Here is a 19767-nt window from a genome sequence, read left to right on the forward strand (position 1 = left end):
GGCTCAGCGGGCCGCCGTATGGTTACCGGTGGAGGCCAGCCAGCCATAGAAATCGAGGTTCTGGTAGAGGTTCGGGTCGGCCTTGTCGGCGTCAGGCGGCAGTTCGGTGTCCACCTCGTCGATGCTGCCGGCGGCGTGCAGCGTGGTGGGGGTGTGCTGCGGCAAGGGCTGCTGCCACACCATCACCGCCGCCAGCGCGATCACGGCGAACGCACCGGTGGGGATCAGCCAGCGCACGGCGCGGCGCGCCGGGGTCTGCGCAGTTTCCAGCGCCTGTCGCCGTGCCGCGCGCAGGCGTCCGGCCGTGCCCGGGTCGATGCGCTGCGCAGCCTCGCGCCAGAGTTTGCGGGCGTGCTGTTCGAGCTGCCGGTCGGGCCCGCCGTTGTCGTGTCTGCTGTTATCGGGCCTGCTGCTATCGGGCGAGTTCATCGCCAATCCTCCAGTTGGTCGCGCAGGTGGTGCATCGCGCGCGACAGATGGGTTTTCACGCTGCCCTCGGAGCAGCCCATGGCGCGGGCGGTTTCGGCCACGTCCAGCCCTTCCAGTATGCGCAGCATGAACGCTTCGCGCTGGCGTTGCGGCAGTTGCCGGATCGCGGCCACCAGTTCCGCATACGACTGTACGTCGTGCAGCCGGCCCAGCGGATCCTGGCCGGGATCGGCCGGCTCCCAGGCGGGCAGCTCGCCGCCGTCGTCGTCGCGGCCGCCGCCGAGCCAGCCCACCACGATCGAACGCACCTTGCGGCGGCGCTGCAGGTCGACCACGCGCCGGCGCAGGATGCCCCAGAACAGCGGCGCCCACTCCGTGGCGGGCTTGTCGCGGTAATGCCTGACCAGCCGCAGCATGGCGTCCTGCACCGCGTCCATGGCGTCCTCGCGGTGGCGCAGCTGCAGCTCGGCCATGCGGAACGCGCGCCGCTCGACCTGCGCCAGGAACGCGTCCAGCGTGGCAGGGGTTTCGCGGGCCTCGCCCAGCAGGTCCGTGCCGAGCGTGCCGGCCACGCCGTTCATGGATTCGTCGGCCACAGCATCGGGTGAAGCATCCTCGGGCTCCAGCGGTGGATTCCCGTGGTTCAACGCGGCAGGCTCGCACGGGTTGACCGGCACCCGTATGATGCGAACTCGACGCCCTGGCGGGCGGCTCTGAAGGGGAGTGGGCTCATGATCGACGGTTTCCTGGCGCTGTACATCTTCATGCTGGCCGCGTTCACCGGCTATGAAATCATCGCGCGGGTGCCGGTGATCCTGCACACGCCGCTGATGTCCGGCTCCAACTTCGTGCACGGCATTGTGCTGGTCGGGGCGATGATCGCGCTAGGCCACGCGAATACCCCGTTCGAGATCGCGATCGGCTTCATCGGCGTGCTGCTGGGCGCCGGCAACGCCGCCGGCGGCTACGTGGTGACCGAGCGGATGCTGGAGATGTTCAAGTCCAGCAAGCCGGACGCCGGCAAGGGGGCCAAGTGATGAGCTGGCTACCCACCGTGATCAAGGCGTGCTACTTCCTCGCCGCGCTGCTGTTCATCCTCGGCCTGAAACGCATGAGCTCGCCGCGCACCGCGCGCGGCGGCATCGTCTGGGCCGGCTACGGCATGCTGCTGGCGGTGCTGGCCACGTTCTTCCTGCCGGACATGCACAACCGCGGGCTGATCATTGCCGCGGTGCTGATCGGCGTCAGCGCCGCGTGGTGGACCGGCCGGCGCGTGGCGATGACCGCGATGCCACAGATGGTGGCGCTGTACAACGGCATGGGCGGCGGCGCGGCGGCGGCGATCGGCGCGGTCGAGCTGATCGGCTACGCGCGTTCGTCGGGGCTGCTGCATGTGGTGCCGGATACCTCGCCGCTGCGGCCGGAAGCCTGGGCAGTGAACGGCCTGCCGCCGACGCTGTCGCCGACCGAGCTGGCGCTGGGTGTGCTGGGCGCGCTGATCGGCGCGGTGAGCTTCTCCGGCTCGCTGGTCGCGTTCGCCAAACTGCAGGGCTGGATGGACAAGCGCTTCGTGTTCCCCGGCCAGCGCGCGGTGAACCTGTTGCTGCTGGCGGCGGCGGTGGTCGCGGGCGTGCTGCTGGCCACCGGCCATGCCAGCCCGGCGCTGATCGCGACGTTCTTCGCGCTGGCGCTGCTGTTCGGCCTGATGATGACCTTGCCGATCGGCGGCGCCGACATGCCGGTGGTGATCTCGCTGTACAACGCGTTCACCGGCCTGGCGGTGTCGTTCGAGGGTTTCGTGCTGGGCAACGAGGCGATGATCATCGCCGGCATGGTGGTCGGCGCGGCCGGCACCCTGCTGACCCAGCTGATGGCCAAGGCGATGAACCGCTCGATCGGCAACGTGCTGTTCGGCAGCTTCGGCGCGGCCGGCGGCGAGGCGCAGGCGATCAGCGGCGCGCAGAAGCCAGTGGACGCCAGCGACGCGGCGGTGATGATGGCCTACGCCGAGCGCGTGGTGATCGTGCCCGGCTACGGCCTGGCGGTGGCGCAGGCGCAGCACAAGGTGTGGGAGTTCGCCCAGCTGCTGATCAAGCGCGGGGTGAAGGTGAAGTTCGCCATCCACCCGGTGGCCGGCCGCATGCCCGGCCACATGAACGTGCTGCTGGCCGAGGCCGGCGTGCCGTACGACCTGATCGCCGACATGGACGACATCAACCCGGAGTTCCCCGCCACCGACGTGGCGCTGGTGATCGGCGCCAACGATGTGGTCAATCCGCTGGCCAAGACCGACCCGGCCTCGCCGATCTACGGCATGCCGATCCTCGATGTCAGCGCGGCCAAGCACGTGATCGTGATCAAACGCGGCAAGGGCACCGGTTTCGCCGGCATCGAGAACGCGCTGTTCTACGCCGACAACACCCGCATGCTGTACGGCGACGGCCAGGCGGCGGTGGGCGAACTGGTGGCGGCGCTGAAGGAAATCGACGCCTGAGGTAGGCGCGGTGCACCTGCGCGCTTCCTGCGGAGTTGCGGTGTAGGGCGGGCACTGCCCGCCGGCCTTTGGATGGATGCGGCAAGAGCGGCGGGCGGCGCCCGCCCTACGCGGTTGAGCCTGCCGCGTTTCGCCTTGTCATCAACCCCGGCGCGGCCGGCGCCAGGCCAGCCATGCGGCCAGCAGCATGCCCAGTGCGGCACCGGCCAGGTCCGCCGGCGACAGCGCCATGCGGGTCAGCTGCCACAGCATGCCGAGGCCGGCGGTGCGCATCGCTTCGATCAGGCCCATGCCCATGTTGCCGGCGATCAGCACGCCGGCGACCAGCATGTTGACGTACAGCGCGGCCAGCGCGGTGGCGCCCGCGGCCAGCGACGCCGCGAACCGGCCCGCCGGGCGCACGCTGGCGCGGATGATCCACGCCAGCAGCGCGCCGATCGGCAACGCCAGCCACGGCAGTGGGTGGCGCAGGTACAGCGCCACCACCATCCATACGGCGCCGGCGGCCAGGCCCAGCATGACGGCGCTGAACAGCGCGAACACCGACAGCGCGACGGTGCGCACGCTCATCGGCAACGACGGATCGGGAGGGCAGGGCGCATGCGTTCTTCCGCCGGATAAAGCGCCCATCATAACGTGTCGCCCCTTGGCTTCGGCGGGTTCCGCCCTGATCTGGGACAAGCGGCCCCGCGCAGCCGGCGGCATAATAGGCAACCTGGGCTCGGCGCAAGGCGGTGCCCGCAGAGACAGGATTGGCGTTGGCATGAGCGGTTTCAGTCTAAGCAGTGAACCCTTCACCCTGGTGCGCGACTGCAGCGCCGTGATGGTGCCGCAAGGCGACGAGGTCACCCTGCCGGCCGGGCAGATCGGCTACATCACCCAGGCCCTGGGCGGCAGCTTCACCGTCTACGTGGAAGGCAACCTGTTCCGCATCGCCGGGGACGATGCCGATGCGCTGGGCAAGGAACGGCCGGCGCCGATCGAGGTACCGGCGGACGCCACCAACGCGGACGTGGAGAAACTGGCGTGGGACCAGTTGCGCACGGTGTTCGATCCGGAGATCCCGGTGAACGTGGTCGAGCTGGGCCTGGTCTACGACCTCAGCCTGGAGCAGACCGCGTCCGGCGAGCGCAAGGTCTACGTGAAGCTCACCCTGACCGCTCCCGGCTGCGGCATGGGTGACATCCTGGTCGACGACGCGCGCACCAAGCTGGAGATGATCCCCACCATCGCCGAAGCCGACGTGGACCTGGTGTTCGACCCGCCATGGACGCATTCGATGATGTCCGACGCGGCCAAGCTCGAGACCGGCATGCTGTGAATCCGTCCGCCGGCCGTGGTGCCGGCGCACTGGTCGGAACACTTGCGGGCTTCTGTGCCGCGTCTTCTTGCGCCGTGTAGTTGCCGGCGCTCCGCGGCTTCGCCGCACGCAAGTTCGCATCACCACGCGCAAAAACAGCGCCGGCACGCGGCGCATGTGTGCCGCCGACCGTTGGTGCCGCGGCGCATCCAGCGTGCGTTCTTGTGATTGCCATCACCCGGCGTAGGAAAAAGTCAGATTGTTGCGGTGGTCCGCAAGGAATAACGTAGGCGGATTCGTCATCGGGGAGGTTGACGGATGATCCTTTGGCGGCGTCATCGCCGTCTTGCAACTACGCGTCCACGCGCTGCCCATGCAACGGAATGCCAGGGGGTGGCAGCCGATCCGGACGTATCTGGGGATCGCTAGACAGCACCAAATAAGGGGCCGTGCCTTGCACGGCAATTCTGCATGGGGTCTACGTGGCCGCATCGGGCCCGTTTGTCCCGAGAAAATTGTCTAGGAGTTTTCAATGCCCAATCATTACCGTCTGAAGCTGCTGGTGGCCGCCGTCGGCATGGCTGCCGCCTCGGTGGCCACGGCTGCCAACACGAAGACCTTGCATGCACAGAATCTCGGTGCGGTACCGGTCAGCTCGCTGGCCGCCCAGCTCAACCTTGGCCAGAACATGTCGCTGGCGCCGCGTGGCGCGGCCGCCATTGCCAACGGGCACCAGGTCGTGCGCCAGCAGCAGATGTACCGCGGCGTGCCGGTCTACGGCCGCAGCATTGCCGTGGTGCAGGACGCCAATGGCAACGCGTTGCGCGCCACCGGTGAGCTGATGCAGGAAGACCAGGTTGGCTTGGCCTCGGTTGCGCCCAGACTGAGCGGTGACCGTGCCATCTCGGCGCTGAAGTCGCACGCGCACACCACCCTGATCGGTGGCGCCACCATCAGCAACCAGCAGACCGACCTGTTCGTGTACCCGCAGGAGAATGGCGCGGCCCGCCTGGTCTACCGCGTGTCCTACTTCGTCGACGGCGCGAATCCGTCGCGTCCGACCGCGATCGTCGATGCCAACACCGGCGAGGTGATCCAGAGCTGGAACGGCCTGACCGATGCTTCCGCCACCGGTCCCGGCGGCAACACCAAGACCGGCAGGTACGTCTACGGCACCAACTACGCGGCGCTCAACGTGACCCAGTCCGGCAGCACCTGCACGCTGCAGAACACCGACGTCGTGACCAACAACCTGCACCAGGGCACCACCGGCTCGGTGGCCAGCTTCACCTGCCCGAACAGCGACACCGACGCGATCAACGGCGCCTATTCGCCGGTCAACGACGCGCACCACTTCGGCGGCGTGACCCACGACATGTACACGGCCTACGTCGGCGTGGCACCACTGACCTTCCAGCTGGTGATGAACGTGCACTACAAGGCCAGCTACGAGAACGCGTTCTGGAACGGTACCGCGATGTACTTCGGCGACGGCGCCAGCACCTTCTACCCGCTGGTGTCGCTGGACGTGACCAGCCACGAAATCAGCCACGGCTACACCGAGCAGCATTCCGCGCTGCAGTACTCCGGGCAGTCGGGCGGCATCAACGAGGCTTATTCGGACATCGCCGGCGAGGCGGCCGAGTTCTACGACCGCGGCAGCAACGACTGGCTGGTCGGCGCCGACATCATGAAGACCGGCACCGCGCTGCGCTGGATGTGCACGCCGACGCAGGACGGCAGCTCGATCGACAACGCCGCCAACTTCACTTCCACCATGGACGTGCACTACAGCAGCGGCGTGTACAACAAGGCGTTCTGCCTGCTCGCCAAGACCGCCGGCTGGGATACCAAGAAGGCCTTCCAGGTCTTTGCGCTGGCCAACAAGGTCTACTGGAACGCCACCACCACCTTCAACTCCGGCGCTTGCGGCGTGGAGTCGGCGGCCCAGGATCTGGTCTACAACAAGAGCGACGTGACCGCCGCGTTCACCGGCGTGGGCGTGGCCTGCGCAGGCGGTGGCGGCAGCACCACCACCGAGCTGCAGAACAACGTCGGCGTCACCGGCGTGTCGGGTGCCGCGGGCGGCGACAACGACTACTTCATCACCGTGCCGACCGGCGCCAGCAACCTGGTGATGTCGATCTCCGGCGGCACCGGCGACGCCGACCTGTACACCAAGTTCGGCAGCGCGCCGACCACCACCAGCTACGACTGCCGCCCGTACAAGACCGGCAATGCGGAAAGCTGCAGCGTGGCTGCGCCAAGCGCCGGCAAGTACTACATCAAGGTGCATGGCTATTCGGCGTACTCCGGCGTCACCGTCAAGGCGTCCTACAGCACCGGCGGCAGCACCGGCGGCCTGCAGAACGGCGTACCGGTGACCGGCCTGGCCGGCTCGGCCGGGCAGGAGCTGAGCTACACGGTGACCGTGCCGACGGGCAGCAACCTGACCATCGCGATCTCCAGCGGCACCGGCGATGCCGACCTGTACGTGAGGAAGGGCTCGGCCCCGACCACCACCACCTACGACTGCCGCCCGTACCTGACCGGCAACAACGAGAGCTGCTCGTTCACCGCGGCGTCGGGTACGTACTACATCAAGGTGCGCGGCTACTCGTCGTTCTCCGGCGTGTCGCTGAAAGCCACCTGGTAAGCCCCCTGACGGACCAGGGACGGCTCGCCGTTCTACTCAAGGAGCTGCACCCCGGGCCCGGTCGGATCGACCGGGCCCTTTTCATGGGGCGGCTCAGCCGGTAACTTCCTCGAAACGGTTGGCGTCGCGGTTCTTGCGTACCTTGGCCGGGTCCCACACGCGGCCGTTCATCGCGATGTAGACGCCGTCGGGCAGGGTCTGCACCGCCGCCACCGCGCAGCCGATGTTGAACACCGCATCGGAGCCCTGGAAGCGCGCCGGGTTCAGCGCGCCGGTCAGCACGATCACCTTGCCCTCGATGTTCGCCAGCTCGCGCGCGGTCTCGACCATGGTGTCGGTGCCGTGGGTGACCAGCACGTGGCGGTGCGGCTGCGCCTCGATCGTCGAGCGCACCAGCGCGCGGTCCTCGGCGCCCATGTGCAGGCTGTCCTTGCGCAGGATCGGAATCACGTCGAACTGGAACGCCACCCCGAGCTGGCCGAGGATCTCGCCGATCTGCGGCGCACCGATCTTGTAGTCCGACTTGTCGTCGAAGTAGATCTTGTCGATGGTGCCGCCGGTGGTGACGATGGTCAGATGCTGCATGTCGGTGGGCCGTGGAGGGAATGGCGGCATTTTAGCCCGCGCGCATGTGGAACGCTTGCCGCAGCATTTTCTTGTAGGAGCCCGCTGGCGGGCGATGCTTTGAAGGCCGGGATTCGGGATTCGGGATTCGCAAGAGCAGAAGCATCGCCCGCGAGCGGGCTCCTACAGGTTTCGGGGGCCTGGAAAAATCAGGGGTGGCCTGGAGCATCCGGTGGCGGCCGGTCGTGGCCGTGGTGCTCGTCCCAACTTCGAAAATTGTCAGCGCAGTTCGTAGGGCGGGCACGGCCCGCCGGCTTTTGATTCTGGTTCGTGGCGATGCGCGTGGAAGGGCGGCGGGCGGTGCCCGCCCTACGCCATACGCTAGCTCAGCAGCAATGCGGTGTTGTCCGTGTCTGGCGTGACCAGCCGGTCGAGGCCGTGGCCGACGAAGCGGTGCAGTGCCGCGGCCGGTCGCCGGTCGCCGTGGCGGCTCGACCAGCGCGCCTGGCGCGCCAGCAGCGCCGCCCCGGCGCAGCGCGCCAGGGTGAAGGCGAGGCCGCGTGCGCCGGCTTCCAGCGTGTCGCGCGCGGTCGCATGCTGGTCGAGCCAGCGCGCCGCCGCGTCCAGCGTCTGCCGGATCGCGTTGGCCGCGTGCATGTCGTCGTTGCCGTCCAGCCAGCCGGCGCAGGCCGTGCGCAACGCGTCGAGGCCGTCGCCAACCAGTGCGCGCAGGCTGTCCAGCGACAGCACATTGGTGGTGCCTTCCCAGATCGGGTAGACCTGCGCGTCGCGCAGCAGTTGCGGCAGGCCGGTGTCCTCGATGTAGCCGGCGCCGCCAAAACATTCGATCGCTTCCGAGCAGATTTGCACCGCCAGTTTGCCGGTCCACAACTTGGCCAGTGGCGTGAGCAGGCGCAGCAGTGCCGCCTCGTGCGGCGCGGCCGCGCCCTGTTCGACGCGGCCGAGCAGATGCGTGACCTCGAACGCGAGCGCGAATGCGCCCTCGAACTCCGCCTGCATGTCGGCCAGCGTCTGCGCGTGCAGCGGCTGCTCGATCAACGGACGGCCAAACGCGCGCCGGCGCTCGGCGAAGTCGCGCGCCAGGCCGATCGCACGCGCCATGCTGGCGACCGCGCAGACCGCGTTCCAGGTGCGCGTGATGTTGAGCACCGGCGTCACCTGGCGCACGCCGTGGGCCAGTTCGCCCAGCGGCCACGCGGGTAGGCCGTCCAGATGGATCTCCGCGGTGGGCAGTTCCTGCGTGCCGAGCTTGTCCTTCAAGCGGTCGATCACCAGCTCTGGCTTGCGTCGCTCGCCGTCCATCGTCTCGACATAGAACAGCGCCAGCGCGGCACCGCCCTGGCCGGAGCCTTCCGGTCGCGCCAGCGCCAGCGCGGCCTCGCCGACCACCGCCGAGCTGAACCACTTGCGCCCGTACAGCCGCCACTGGCCGCTCGCATCCTGCCGCGCGACGGTTTCGGTGTGGCCCACGTCGGAACCGCCGACGTTCTCGGTCATCCATTGCCCGCTGAGCCAGAACGTGGCCGTATCGCGGCTGAGGAAACGCGGCAACGCACGCTCGATCAGCTCGCGGTTGCCGGAGGCCTTGATCGCGGTGGCCGCGCCGTCGGTCATCGCCAGCGGGCAGGTGTAGAACTCGCTGGCGAGGTGATACAGATAGACGCGGGCAAACTCTTCCAGCCGCGCATGCTCGCTGTCCGCGTGGCCGGCGGCGAGCACCGCGTGCCGCGTCGTCATCGCCGCGCCATCCTGCCACGCCGGCGTCAGCTCGATACGGTCGATGCGGCGACCCCATGCATCCCATGGCGTCAGTACCGGCTTGCGCGGCGTCGTGGTGCACGCACGTCGCCAAGCCATCTGCGCGTAATCGCCCAGTGCGGCCAGGTCGGCGTCCAGCGCGGCGCGGCGGTCGGCGGGCAGTGCGCGATCGAGCAGGGCCAGCAGAACGCGGTCGCTGCGATACGGATGGGGGAGTTGCGGCGGATCCTGCAGGAAAGCCATGGCGCGCTCCGTCCAGAGTTGAGGTGTCAAGTATAGGCGTGCGGCGTTCGATGCGCCGCGCTGGCATTATCGAAAGCCCTTCTCGGATGCAGGCGCCACCCATGCGATTTTCCGAAGCGATGCAGACGGTCGCCCGCCACGGCGATGGCTGGCAGGCCACGGTAAGTGAAGACTGGCTGCAGGGGCGCAGCGCCTTTGGCGGCCTGCAGGCGGCGCTGGCGCTGCGCGCCATGCGCGAATGGGTGCCGGCGGACATGCCCTTGCGCAGCCTGCAGACCACCTTCGTGGCGCCGGTGCCGGCCGGCACGGTGAGCATCCGTGCACAGCGCCTGCGCGCGGGTCGCAGCGCGATCCAGGTCGAGGCCAGCCTGTGCGACGGCGAGCAGATCCTGTGCCGCCTGCTCGGCGTGTTCGGCAGCGCGCGGCCGTCGATACTGGATTTCCAGCCCGTGCAATCGCCGGTGGAACATGCAGCAGCGTCGGAGCTGCGCTACGTCGAAGGCCGCATGCCCGCCTTCACCCAGCACTTCCGCGCACGCTGGCTGCGCGGCGACCTGCCGTTCAGCGGCGGCCATCAGCGCGAAAGCGTGCTGCAGCTTTCGCTGCGCGACGAAGGCCCCGTCGACGAAACCCACATCCTCGCCTTCGCCGACTTCATCCCGCCGATCGCCCTGTCGATGTTCGCCGCCCCCACCCCCGGCAGCTCGCTCACCTGGATGCTCGAACTGCTGCGCGACCGTTACGACGACCTTGGCCTGGATGATTGGCGAGTGGATGCCGAACTGATTGCTGCACGCGATGGCTATACCAACCAGAGCGTGATGCTGTGGGGGCCGGGTGGCGAGCCGGTGGCGTTGAGTCGGCAGAGCATGGTGGTGTTTGGGTGATGCGGTGAGTGTTTCGTGTGCGGCGCGCGCACCGAAATCGTGCGCGGCGTGGTGCGGGCAAGAGGGTGCAGGGTCAGCCTGTCTCAGGCTCCAAGGTACGGATAGAGTTGGCTCAACGCACACGGGCCGCGCTCAAACGCCAGACCCGTTGCTCTAGAGAATCACACGGAACCTGGTGCCTAGGAGCGTGGGCGGCAGAAACACAAGCGGCTGCGGCTGCGCTGTTTTGGCCACCTTCCGCGCCGATTTTTGGCCCATAGAACCACTATGGGCCGGCAAACCGTCACGCAAGCTGGCTCAAAACGGCTTTGCCTCGCCTGCTTGGTTTCTACCGCCCACGTTCCTAGGCCCCATTTCTTTTCCATGACCCGACTCAGGTTCGTCGGATCAATCCGGCGCGGTGATCCAGCCGAACCATATCGTTACGGCAGGAACATGCCACCTTCTTCCGGTTTCCCGGAGTGCTTTGCGAAAGTGTCGGAAGGGATTACAAGAATCGCTTGAAATCACTTGTTAAATAAATGCAAATCATTGATAAAACAAGATTTTATACTATGGCACGAAGTATGCTAAAAATTGGTGCTTGGGACTATTGGTCCAGGTAGCTCACGTAAAAAAACGTCTGAGACACTCGCTAACCTCCTAAATGTAAATCCCAGCCTGATAAGCAGTTTGGGTTTGAGATCATGTGGAGGTCCCGCCTGTCCCGGCTCTCCACTGTTTCACTGTTTAATTAAAGGAGCCATGTCATGTTGAAGACCATAAGAGGTGTGTTGAGGAGCACTTGGGTCGGCGCCGCTGTTCTGATTCTTGCGGGCGCCCTGATTCAGCCGGCTAACGCGACCGTCATCTTGGAAGGCAGCGACGCGATCGGGCTCCACTCTAGATTCGGTGATCCAAATGCGGTCGCCTACCGCGATCAGACTTGGACAGCGATTGGAGGCAGCGATGCAAGACCAATTGCTGCGATCGGCAGCGCCACGTTGTCTTCGGGGACTCACTCTATCGTGAACTTCGCGAGCGTGGCCGCTGCGGGGCCTTTGAGTGATTATGTCGCTCTGTACTTCATCTCCTCCGGCGGTGGTTGTTGTGTTGAGGATGACAGCTTGGTCACTGCTTCTGGTGCCGAGGCGGCTATCAGCGCCTACTTGACAGCCGGCGGCACGGTGATGATCGAGAACTACACCGGCGGTGTGGCATGGGACTTTGCCGTTGGTGCCGGCGGTGCCGGCAATGCGCACGTTTCCGGTCTTGGCGGCGGTCTGGGCGGTTCAGGCTGCAGCGATGGCGAGACAGTCACAGCCGCCGGGACCTTGAATGGCTTCACACAGCCAAGCCCTATTAGGTGCTGGAGCCATCAGGCCTATGACCAGGCAGGTTTTTTTGCTGCGCTAGGGTTCACAACCAGCTACTTCAACGGTGGCCCCGATTATCCTGCTGGCTTCTCCAGCCTGTTGGCGAACGGTAAGACCGTTACGGGCGGCGGCGGCGGTGTGTCAGTCCCCGAACCACCAACACCCGTACTTTTCGGCCTTGGCCTGGCCGGACTCGCATTTAGCCGTTGCAGCCGCCGCAAACGCGCCCGCTGATCAGCATTCGTTTCCGAACGGGGTCAGGTTCACTTACCAATGGTCAGGCGCGGCGCCGTCGATCAATCGCGCGTTGGCGGCGACGCCGGTCGCCGCCGCCGCACCCCGGCCCCCAGCGTCGCGATCAGCAGCACGGTCAGCACGATTTCCGTCACCGCCAACCAGCGCTCGCCGGCCGAACTCCATGCTTCGGACACGCCGTGGCAGAAGTAGAACAGGCTGAGGATGCCGACCCAGAGCAGGGCGCGGCGCACGTCGCGGATGGCCAGCAGCGGCAGCAACAGCGGGACGACGGCGAGCGCCAGCACCAGCCAGAGCGGGAGGGTCCTCGGCGGGAACAGCCAGACGTGCCAGGCGAACTGCAGCGTGACCAGCGCGGCCCAGGCGAACAGGCCGACGCGCTGTTCGGTCGGCAGGGCGGGGCGTGCGTTCATGCGCTGGCCGCCAGCTTGCGCGCGGTATCGGCGAGGCGGTGGCCCAGTGCGCGGGCCAGTTCGCGTTCGTGTTCGCTGATCGGGTTGTCGCCCTTGGCGCCGGCGACGTGGCTGGCGCCGTAGGGGGTGCCGCCGCTTTGCGTGCTGGTCAGCGCCGGCTCGGTGTACGGCACGCCGAGCAGCAGCATGCCGTGGTGCAGCAGCGGCAGCGCCATCGACAGCAGGGTGGATTCCTGGCCGCCGTGCATGGTGCTGGTGGAGGTGAACAGCGCCGCCGGCTTACCGACCAGCGCGCCGCTGGCCCATTCGGCGCCGGTGGTGTCGAGGAAGTGTTTCAGCGGCGCAGCCATGTTGCCGAAGCGGGTAGGGCTGCCCATGGCCAGACCGGCGCAGTCGAGCAGGTCCTGCTTCGTCGCGTACGGCGCGCCGTCCTCGGGCTCGGGCGGCTGGGCCACCTCGGTGACCGGCGCCACCGGCGGCACCTGGCGCAGGCGCGCGCGCATGCCGGGCACTTCCTCGATGCCGCGCGCGACCAGCCGCGCCAATTGGGCAGTGTGGCCGCTGCGGCTGTAGTAGAGGACCAGGATTTCTTGGTTCATGTGGCGTCGACCCGCGCGTTTGAGGCATTCACAGCCAGTGCGCTAGTGTACCGGCCGGTACCCACGATGTCGGTGGTTTGCCCATGCCGACACTGACAGGAAAGCGATGATCCGGCGTTTCAACCGCGACCGCACGAAGAGCCTCGGCCGTTTCCTCTGGCGGCGCTTCGTCGACGACAAGTGCTTCGAGACGGCCGGCGCGTTGTCGTACACCACGCTGGTCTCGCTGGTGCCGCTGACGGTGGCGGTGCTGGCGATGTTCTCGGCGTTCCCGGTGTTCCAGCCGGCGCGCGACACGCTGATCGACTTCGTGTTCAGCAACTTCGTGCCGTCGACCGGTGAGGCGGTGCAGGCGACCATGCTCGGCTTCGCGGCGAACGCCAGCAAGCTCACCGGCATCAGCATCCTGGTGATGCTGTTCAGCGCGTTGTCGATGATGATCAGCATCGAGGACCGGCTGAACCGGATCTGGCGCGTGCAGCAGGCGCGCAGCTGGAGTTCGCGGCTGCTGCTGTACTGGGCGGCGTTGACGCTGGGGCCGATCCTGGTGGTCGGCGGCATCGCGGTGACTTCCTACCTGATCGCTGCGCCGCTGCTGCACAGCGCCGCCGACCAGCTCGGCGGGGTCGCGCAAGGCCTGTTGAGCACGCTGCCGTTCGTGGTGACGTTCTTCACGCTGTGGCTGATGTATTCGGTGATCCCGAACTGCAAGGTGTCGCGCCGCGACGCGGCGATCGGCGCGCTGCTCGGCGCGGTGCTGTTCGAGATCGCGCGCTGGGGCTTCGGCCAGTTCGTGCAGCAGGCGCAGACCTACCAGCAGATCTACGGCGTGCTGGCGGCGATCCCGATCTTCCTGCTGTGGATCTACCTGTCGTGGGTGATCGTGATCCTGGCCGCGTCGGTCGCTGCGGCCGCCTCCGCGTTCGAATACCACGCGCCGATGCAGACGCTGCCCGAAGGCGCCGAGTTCCTCGGCTTGCTGGTGGTGCTGCGCCACCTCGTCGAGGCCCAACGCCGTGGCGGCTGCGTGGATCCCGCCGAGCTGCGTGCGAGCGAGCCGTACCTGCGCAGCGCGCTGATCGCCGACTACTTCGACGACCTGCAGCGGGCCGAGCTGATCCGGCGCGGCGAAACCGGCGGCTGGCTGCTGTGCCGCAGCCTGGACAGCACCGACCTGCTGCGCGTATACCGGCACACCGACTACCGCCTGCCGCTGCAGCCGCAGAATGAGGCAGCCGCGCTGGGCATCGCGCTGCCGCCGGAGCTGCTGGCGATGCTGACCGAACTGGCCGCGGTGCTGCGGGCGAAGCTGGGCGCGCGGCTCGACGAGATCTATCCCCCTGCCGCCGACCCGGCGGCCGACCCCGAGGAACTCCCTGCATGACACTGTTCACATCGCTGTGCCGATCGGCCGCCGCGCTGGCCATCGCGCTCGCGTTCGCCATACCCGTGCAGGCGGCCATGCCGGCGCAGCCGACCCTGCACGTTACCACGCTGGACGGCAGGACCTTCGACCTGGCCGCGCAGCGCGGCAAGTGGGTGATCGTCAACTACTGGGCGACCTGGTGCGTGCCGTGCATCAAGGAGATGCCGGACATCTCGCGCTTCGTCGCCGCGCACCAGAACGCCACCGCGATCGGCCTGGCCTACGAGGACAGCGAGCCGGCCGACATCAAGGCGTTCCTGGCCAAGCACCCGGTGGTGTATCCGATCGCCCAGGTCAGCCTGGACCAGCCGCTGAAGGATTTCGATGAGCCGCGCGGGTTGCCCACCACCTACCTGATCAACCCCGACGGCAAGGTGGCGAAACACATCGTGGGGCCGGTGACCGAGGCGTCGCTGGAAGCGATCATCGGGGGCAAGTGATGCCCACCGCGCGCTTCATCGTCAGCGGCCGGGTGCAGGGCGTGTTCTATCGCGCCAGCACCCACGGACAGGCGCTGGCGCTCGGGGTGGCCGGACACGCGAGGAACCGGCCGGACGGCAGCGTCGAGGTGCTGGCCTGCGGCACGGCGGAGGCGCTCGATGCGCTGGAACGCTGGCTGCACCAGGGACCGTCCGCGGCGCGGGTCGAAACGGTCAGCCGCGAGGACCTGCCGGAGCAGGATCTGCACGGCTTCCACACCGGCTAGCGTGGGAACTCATTCGCTGCGCATGCCGCTCAAAACCGCTCCTCCCTTTTCAGCTGTTCGATTTCGCTGTCGGTGAACAGGCGCGAGCGGGTGAGGAAGCGCATGCCCTCGCCGTTATCGAGCGAGAACATGCCGCCACGACCTGCAACCACGTCGATGATCAGCTGAGTGTGCTTCCAGTATTCGTACTGCGACGGACTCATGTAGAACGGTGCACCGGCAATCTCGCCCAGCTTGACGTCGCGGTCGCCGACGATGAAATCGTCCTGTGGGTAGCACATCGGCGACGAACCGTCGCAACAACCGCCGGACTGGTGGAAAAGTACCGGCCCGTGCTTTTCCCGCAACTGCTCGATGAGTGCCTCGGCGGCGTTAGTGGCTGTGACCTTGGTGATGGTTGCGGATGCGGACATGGTGTTCTCCCTGAGCGGATGGTAGGAGCCTGTCAGACTTGAGTGGTCGAGGCGAGGAGCTTCACAACAGCGAAGCTGGTCAAATTCGGCTACGCGACCGACTCAAGCCCGGCAGGCTCCTGAAATGCAAGCCGCGCGCCCAGCATATAGGTGCGATCGGGACCGGGCTCGAAGTAGCGGTCATTGCCATCATTGACGATGACCGAACCGATGTAGCGGCGGTTGGCGACATTGTCCACGCGTGCGTTGAGCTGCAATCGAGTGCCGCTATCCAGCATGAATGCGTAGTTCACGTCGAGGTCGACCAGGCCATAGCCGGGCGCGCGTTGCGTGTTGGTGTCATTGACGACAACAGTATCCACGGTGCTGGCGGTCACGCCTTCGCGCCAGCCCAGCTCGTCGCCATGCTCGATTCGCAGTGAAGCATAGTTGTCGGGCACGCCGGGGATGCGCGAGCCGGTGGGTACTGCTGTGGTGGCTGTGGAACAGGGAGTGCCGGTACAGGTGAGAAAGTCGCTGCGGAAGCGTGCCTGCAGATGGGTAAGGCCTGCTTTGATCCGCCACGAATTATCCAGTTCACCGGCCAGCGACAGCTCCACGCCCTGCCGGCGCGCCTTGCCGACATTGCTGTAGGTGGCGCGGCCGTTCTGATTGGTCGCGACCGCCAGCTCGTTGCTGGTGTCGGCGCGGAAAGCCGCCGCATCGAATTCCAGTCCGTGGTCCAGCTGCCACTTCGCGCCCAGTTCCAGATTGCGACTGCGTGCCGGACGCAGGTTGAAGGCCAGGCCGGCTCGGCCGTCACTGCGATAGCCCAGCTCGTTGTAGCTTGGCGTTTCGAATCCCCTGCCGTAGCTCACGTAAAGCCGCAGGTTGTCGTTCGGGTGGAATTGCAGCCCTAGCACTGGCGTGGTGGCGCTGTAGGTGACGTGGCCGCTGTCGTTCGGGTTGCTTGCGGTGATGTAGAAATCGTGTTCGGAGAAGCGCACCCGGTCATGCCGCAGGCCCAGCAGCAGCGACCAGTGCTGGGCCATGTACCAATACCACTGCGCGTATTCGGCCACGTCGTTGACGTTGTCGTGTTCGTTCCGGCGCAGCTGGCCGCGGACACCCGGTGTGCTGCCGATGAAGTTCTCGTAGCCGGTACGATGCTGGCGCTGGTAGTCGCCGCTGGCACCCACGACGAGTTCATAGCTTCGGTCGGCGAGCAGGCCACGATGGGTCCAGCGCAGGTCGGCACCGCCATAGCCGGTATCAGGCGAGATCACGCCACCCGACTGCAGCGGGTTTTTTTGTGCCCCGGGAGGAATCGACAGGTGCTGCACGATGCTGCGCCGGCCGTAATAGCCCATCAGCCGCCATTGGTCGCCGTTGTCCGTCTGCTGTTCGTAGATCGCGCCGAGCTGGTTCTGGCGAATGCTCTTGCGCGTGTTGTAGAGGCTGGCAACCGACGTCGCCTGGCGCGGGTCGACATCGACCGGCGCACGGGTGACCACCCACCGGGATGTTGGCCACACGCGGGTCGTTGGCCATGTCGCCACCCCAGATCGGTGTGGCGCCGCCCCAGCCCGCATACACACCCACGTACTGCTTGCCATTGACCTTCCAGGTACTGGGGACACCTTCCACGCCGGAGCTCAGCTGCGCACTCTTCCACAGCACCTTGCCCGTCTTGGCATCGAATGCGTAGAGATGACCGTCTGCGCTAGCCGATCTGGCCGTAATTGCCCAGATAGCTGTAACCGGCGCCGATGTGGCCCAACGCCACGCGACCGCGTTGCGTGGCCTGTACGGGTGCCCCCACGCCCAGCAACGTCATGTCGGTCAGGATCGCATTGGAGCCGAAGATGCCGTAGTCACGGCCAAGCTTGACGGCGCCAAAATCCGGTGTGCCCAGGGTGAAGTACGCCTGGCGGACGTCGATGCCGTTGTTTGCCGCCAGGGCATCGAAGGTCGCCGTGTGCACCATCAGGCCGACCTGGGCGGTGACGTCAATGCCTTCCTGGCTGGTGCTGAACTTGCTGATCAGGGCATCCGGCAGCAAGCCGTTGCCGATCGTCGTGCGGTTTTGCTGCCCGCCGCAGCCCAGCCCCTGCGAGGCCAGGGCGGTGCCGCCCACGGCGGCGCCCGAACAGCTCACCGTCGTATAGAAGGCATTGACGTAGCCACTGATGTCCACCTTCCAGCTGTCGCCACTGATCTCGGTGGCACCGGCCGTCAACGGACATGCCGCCAGACCCAGCAACACGATCCCCGCCGACAGGCTGGCCTGCGCTACTCCGACACGTCGTCGTGTCCTCATTGCTTTGTGTGTTTTTTCATCATGCCTCTCCCCATTGATGATTGATGAATTGCGACGTCTTGGCTTCGATCGACACGCCGCTGTTGTTGGCACGTGTGGTTGCGCTTCGGTCAGCCAATCAGAGGCCAAGCCGATCCTGCGCGATTGCCGCAGACAATTCGCGTACGGGTTTTTCCCGGTGAAGTCGCTATGGAATGGTGGGCATCCGTGCCCGTTCTTCATCCGTGGCGATGGTTAGACAGCGGACGGCCAGACGGCCATTCGCTATCGGTCGACTCAGAAAAAGCCGAGTTTCTTCGGCGAGTAGCTGACCAGCAGGTTCTTGGTCTGCTGGTAGTGATCGAGCATCATCTTGTGATTCTCGCGGCCGATGCCCGACTGCTTGTAACCGCCGAATGCCGCATGCGCCGGATAGGCGTGGTAGCAGTTGGTCCACACGCGGCCAGCCTGGATGCTGCGCCCGAAGCGGTAAGCGCGGGTGCCATCGCGCGTCCACACGCCGGCGCCCAGCCCGTACAGCGTGTCGTTGGCAATGGCCAACGCCTCCTCATCGGTCTTGAAGGTCGTCACGGAAACCACCGGACCGAAAATCTCTTCCTGGAATACGCGCATCTTGTTGTGACCGAACAACACCGTCGGTTTCACGTAGTAGCCTTCCTTCAGCTCGCCGCCCAAGGTGTTGCGCTCGCCGCCAATCAGCACCTTGGCGCCTTCCTGTCGACCAATGTCGAAGTACGACAGGATCTTCTCCATTTGTTCGCCAGAGGCCTGCGCACCGAGCATGGTCTTCGGATCGAGCGGATTGCCCTGGACGATCGCGGCGACGCGTTTGAGCGCACGTTCCATGAACTTGTCGTAGATCGACTCCTGGATCAGTGCGCGACTCGGGCAGGTGCACACCTCGCCCTGGTTGAAGGCGAACAGCACGAAGCCTTCGATCGCCTTGTCGAAGAAATCGTCGTCGGCATCGGCGACATCGGCGAAGAAGATGTTCGGCGATTTGCCGCCCAGCTCCAGCGTTGCCGGGATCAGGTTCTGGCTGGCGTACTGGCTGATCAGCCGGCCGGTGGTGGTTTCGCCGGTGAACGCGATCTTGGCGATGCGCGGGCTCGATGCCAGCGGCTTGCCGGCCTCCAGGCCGAAACCGTTGACGATGTTGAGCACGCCGGGCGGCAGCAGGTCGCCGATCAGCTCTGCCCACACCAAAATGCTGACCGGGGTCTGCTCGGCCGGCTTGAGCACCACGCAGTTGCCAGCAGCCAGCGCCGGCGCCAGCTTCCAGCAGGCCATCAGCAGCGGGAAGTTCCACGGGATGATCTGCCCGACCACGCCCAGCGGTTCGTGAAACTGGTAAGCCACGGTGTCATGGTCGATCTCGCCGATCGAGCCTTCCTGCGCGCGGATGCAGCCGGCGAAATAGCGGAAGTGGTCGATCGCCAGGGGCACGTCGGCGTTGATGGTTTCGCGGATCGGCTTGCCGTTGTCCCAGGTCTCGGCGTGGGCGAGCAGGTCGATGTTCTGCTCCATTCGATCGGCGATCCGGTTGAGAATCAGCGCGCGCTCGGCCACCGAGGTCTTGCCCCACGCGTCCTTGGCAGCGTGTGCGGCATCCAGCGCCGCCTCGATGTCATCCTTGTCCGAGCGCGGAATCTCGCAGAACGGACGGCCGGTGATCGGCGTGACGTTCTCGAAGTACTTGCCATTGGCCGGTGCCGTCCACTTGCCGCCGATGAAGTTGCCATAGCGCTGTTTAAAGGGAACCTGCACGGCGAGATGTTGCTGTTCGAGCTTGGTCATAGTGGCTTGCTCTGCGTCGGTGGAAAGGTAATGACGTCAGAGCAGGAGCCGTGCCACGGTCTGCATGAAGATGATTTTGCTGCACCGGCGCAATTGACCATGGCGCCGTGTTACGCCGAAAGTCTTGACAGATTTATTTCATCCGCCGCAAC

General features: G+C 66.2%; 20 protein-coding genes and 1 pseudogene. 9 read left to right on the forward strand and 12 right to left on the reverse strand.

Annotation, left to right across the window (positions count from 1 at the left end):
• Positions 1–3: 3 nt before the first annotated feature.
• Together LRK53_RS06100 and LRK53_RS06105 are read right to left on the reverse strand one after the other, a co-directional pair.
• Entirely contained in the window at positions 4–429 is a 426-nt protein-coding gene (locus LRK53_RS06100; RefSeq protein ID WP_027493533.1) for a hypothetical protein, read from the reverse strand.
• Positions 426–1010: an RNA polymerase sigma factor gene (locus LRK53_RS06105; protein WP_027493532.1), complete on the reverse strand. Its 585-nt coding sequence runs from the start codon at positions 1008–1010 to the stop codon at positions 426–428. The genes LRK53_RS06100 and LRK53_RS06105 overlap by 4 nt, the downstream gene beginning before the upstream one ends.
• Before the next feature lie 150 nt (positions 1011–1160).
• Here LRK53_RS06105 and LRK53_RS06110 point away from each other — a divergent pair, with 150 nt between their 5' ends.
• Together LRK53_RS06110 and LRK53_RS06115 are read left to right on the forward strand one after the other, a co-directional pair.
• Positions 1161–1466 (forward strand): NAD(P) transhydrogenase subunit alpha part 2, encoded by a 306-nt coding sequence (locus LRK53_RS06110; protein WP_027493531.1) that lies wholly within the window; start codon positions 1161–1163, stop codon positions 1464–1466.
• On the forward strand, positions 1466–2923 hold the full coding sequence (locus tag LRK53_RS06115) for an NAD(P)(+) transhydrogenase (Re/Si-specific) subunit beta (RefSeq protein WP_027493530.1): 1458 nt from the start codon (positions 1466–1468) through the stop codon (positions 2921–2923). The genes LRK53_RS06110 and LRK53_RS06115 overlap by 1 nt, the downstream gene beginning before the upstream one ends.
• A gap of 141 nt (positions 2924–3064) precedes the next feature.
• Here LRK53_RS06115 and LRK53_RS06120 read toward each other — a convergent pair whose 3' ends face one another.
• Positions 3065–3493 carry a hypothetical protein gene (locus LRK53_RS06120; protein ID WP_027493529.1) on the reverse strand — a complete coding sequence of 143 codons (429 nt, stop codon included), beginning with the start codon at positions 3491–3493 and terminating at the stop codon, positions 3065–3067.
• Between the two features lie 193 nt (positions 3494–3686).
• Between LRK53_RS06120 and sufT the strand changes: the two genes are divergently transcribed.
• Both sufT and LRK53_RS06130 read left to right on the forward strand, forming a co-directional pair.
• Positions 3687–4244 (forward strand): putative Fe-S cluster assembly protein SufT, encoded by a 558-nt coding sequence (gene sufT / locus LRK53_RS06125; RefSeq protein ID WP_027493528.1) that lies wholly within the window; start codon positions 3687–3689, stop codon positions 4242–4244.
• 511 nt (positions 4245–4755) lie between these two features.
• A complete protein-coding gene (locus LRK53_RS06130; RefSeq protein WP_027493527.1) occupies positions 4756–6879 on the forward strand; it encodes a M4 family metallopeptidase in 2124 nt (707 codons plus the stop codon).
• 93 nt (positions 6880–6972) lie between these two features.
• Here the strand turns inward: LRK53_RS06130 and LRK53_RS06135 are convergent, their stop codons facing one another.
• Together LRK53_RS06135 and LRK53_RS06140 are read right to left on the reverse strand one after the other, a co-directional pair.
• Positions 6973–7464 carry an asparaginase domain-containing protein gene (locus LRK53_RS06135; protein ID WP_027493526.1) on the reverse strand — a complete coding sequence of 164 codons (492 nt, stop codon included), beginning with the start codon at positions 7462–7464 and terminating at the stop codon, positions 6973–6975.
• 360 nt (positions 7465–7824) lie between these two features.
• Positions 7825–9465 (reverse strand): acyl-CoA dehydrogenase family protein, encoded by a 1641-nt coding sequence (locus tag LRK53_RS06140; RefSeq protein ID WP_027493525.1) that lies wholly within the window; start codon positions 9463–9465, stop codon positions 7825–7827.
• Positions 9466–9566: 101 nt separating this feature from the next.
• On the opposite strand from LRK53_RS06140, the gene LRK53_RS06145 reads away from it, so the two are divergent.
• Together LRK53_RS06145 and LRK53_RS06150 are read left to right on the forward strand one after the other, a co-directional pair.
• The gene (locus tag LRK53_RS06145; protein ID WP_027493524.1) at positions 9567–10352 is read left to right on the forward strand and encodes an acyl-CoA thioesterase; all 786 of its coding nucleotides are present in this window, start codon (positions 9567–9569) and stop codon (positions 10350–10352) included.
• A gap of 749 nt (positions 10353–11101) precedes the next feature.
• Positions 11102–11941 carry a PEP-CTERM sorting domain-containing protein gene (locus tag LRK53_RS06150; protein ID WP_081666660.1) on the forward strand — a complete coding sequence of 280 codons (840 nt, stop codon included), beginning with the start codon at positions 11102–11104 and terminating at the stop codon, positions 11939–11941.
• A 62-nt stretch (positions 11942–12003) separates the two neighbouring features.
• Here LRK53_RS06150 and LRK53_RS06155 read toward each other — a convergent pair whose 3' ends face one another.
• Together LRK53_RS06155 and wrbA are read right to left on the reverse strand one after the other, a co-directional pair.
• Positions 12004–12375, reverse strand: coding sequence for a DUF2069 domain-containing protein (locus LRK53_RS06155; protein ID WP_027493523.1), 372 nt, complete (start codon positions 12373–12375; stop codon positions 12004–12006).
• Positions 12372–12974, reverse strand: coding sequence for an NAD(P)H:quinone oxidoreductase (wrbA, locus tag LRK53_RS06160; RefSeq protein WP_027493522.1), 603 nt, complete (start codon positions 12972–12974; stop codon positions 12372–12374). The genes LRK53_RS06155 and wrbA overlap by 4 nt, the downstream gene beginning before the upstream one ends.
• Before the next feature lie 106 nt (positions 12975–13080).
• Here wrbA and LRK53_RS06165 point away from each other — a divergent pair, with 106 nt between their 5' ends.
• Genes LRK53_RS06165 through LRK53_RS06175 form a run of 3 tightly spaced genes read left to right on the forward strand, consistent with a single transcriptional unit; the run spans position 13081 to position 15106 of the window.
• Entirely contained in the window at positions 13081–14358 is a 1278-nt protein-coding gene (locus LRK53_RS06165; protein ID WP_027493521.1) for a YihY family inner membrane protein, read from the forward strand.
• The gene (locus tag LRK53_RS06170) at positions 14355–14840 is read left to right on the forward strand and encodes a TlpA family protein disulfide reductase (protein ID WP_027493520.1); all 486 of its coding nucleotides are present in this window, start codon (positions 14355–14357) and stop codon (positions 14838–14840) included. Before LRK53_RS06165 ends, LRK53_RS06170 begins: the two co-directional genes overlap by 4 nt.
• Positions 14840–15106 carry an acylphosphatase gene (locus LRK53_RS06175; protein ID WP_027493519.1) on the forward strand — a complete coding sequence of 89 codons (267 nt, stop codon included), beginning with the start codon at positions 14840–14842 and terminating at the stop codon, positions 15104–15106. The genes LRK53_RS06170 and LRK53_RS06175 overlap by 1 nt, the downstream gene beginning before the upstream one ends.
• Before the next feature lie 29 nt (positions 15107–15135).
• Here LRK53_RS06175 and LRK53_RS06180 read toward each other — a convergent pair whose 3' ends face one another.
• The 5 genes and pseudogenes from LRK53_RS06180 to adh form a co-directional block, all read right to left on the reverse strand.
• Complete coding sequence (locus LRK53_RS06180; RefSeq protein WP_027493518.1) at positions 15136–15519, reverse strand: DUF779 domain-containing protein; 384 nt, start codon at positions 15517–15519, stop codon at positions 15136–15138.
• 89 nt (positions 15520–15608) lie between these two features.
• Entirely contained in the window at positions 15609–17033 is a 1425-nt protein-coding gene (locus LRK53_RS06185; protein ID WP_235642564.1) for a TonB-dependent receptor family protein, read from the reverse strand.
• A gap of 124 nt (positions 17034–17157) precedes the next feature.
• Positions 17158–17250 (reverse strand): annotated as a pseudogene (locus tag LRK53_RS19480) (PQQ-binding-like beta-propeller repeat protein); the annotation flags it as partial.
• Positions 17222–17818, reverse strand: coding sequence for a porin (locus tag LRK53_RS06195; RefSeq protein ID WP_081666658.1), 597 nt, complete (start codon positions 17816–17818; stop codon positions 17222–17224). The gene LRK53_RS06195 and the pseudogene LRK53_RS19480, both read right to left, overlap by 29 nt.
• Positions 17819–18094: 276 nt before the next feature.
• The gene (gene adh, locus LRK53_RS06200; RefSeq protein WP_027493517.1) at positions 18095–19615 is read right to left on the reverse strand and encodes an aldehyde dehydrogenase; all 1521 of its coding nucleotides are present in this window, start codon (positions 19613–19615) and stop codon (positions 18095–18097) included.
• Positions 19616–19767: the final 152 nt, after the last annotated feature.

Origin of the sequence: Rhodanobacter thiooxydans (assembly GCF_021545845.1) — a bacterium.
Classification (GTDB): Bacteria; Pseudomonadota; Gammaproteobacteria; order Xanthomonadales; family Rhodanobacteraceae; genus Rhodanobacter.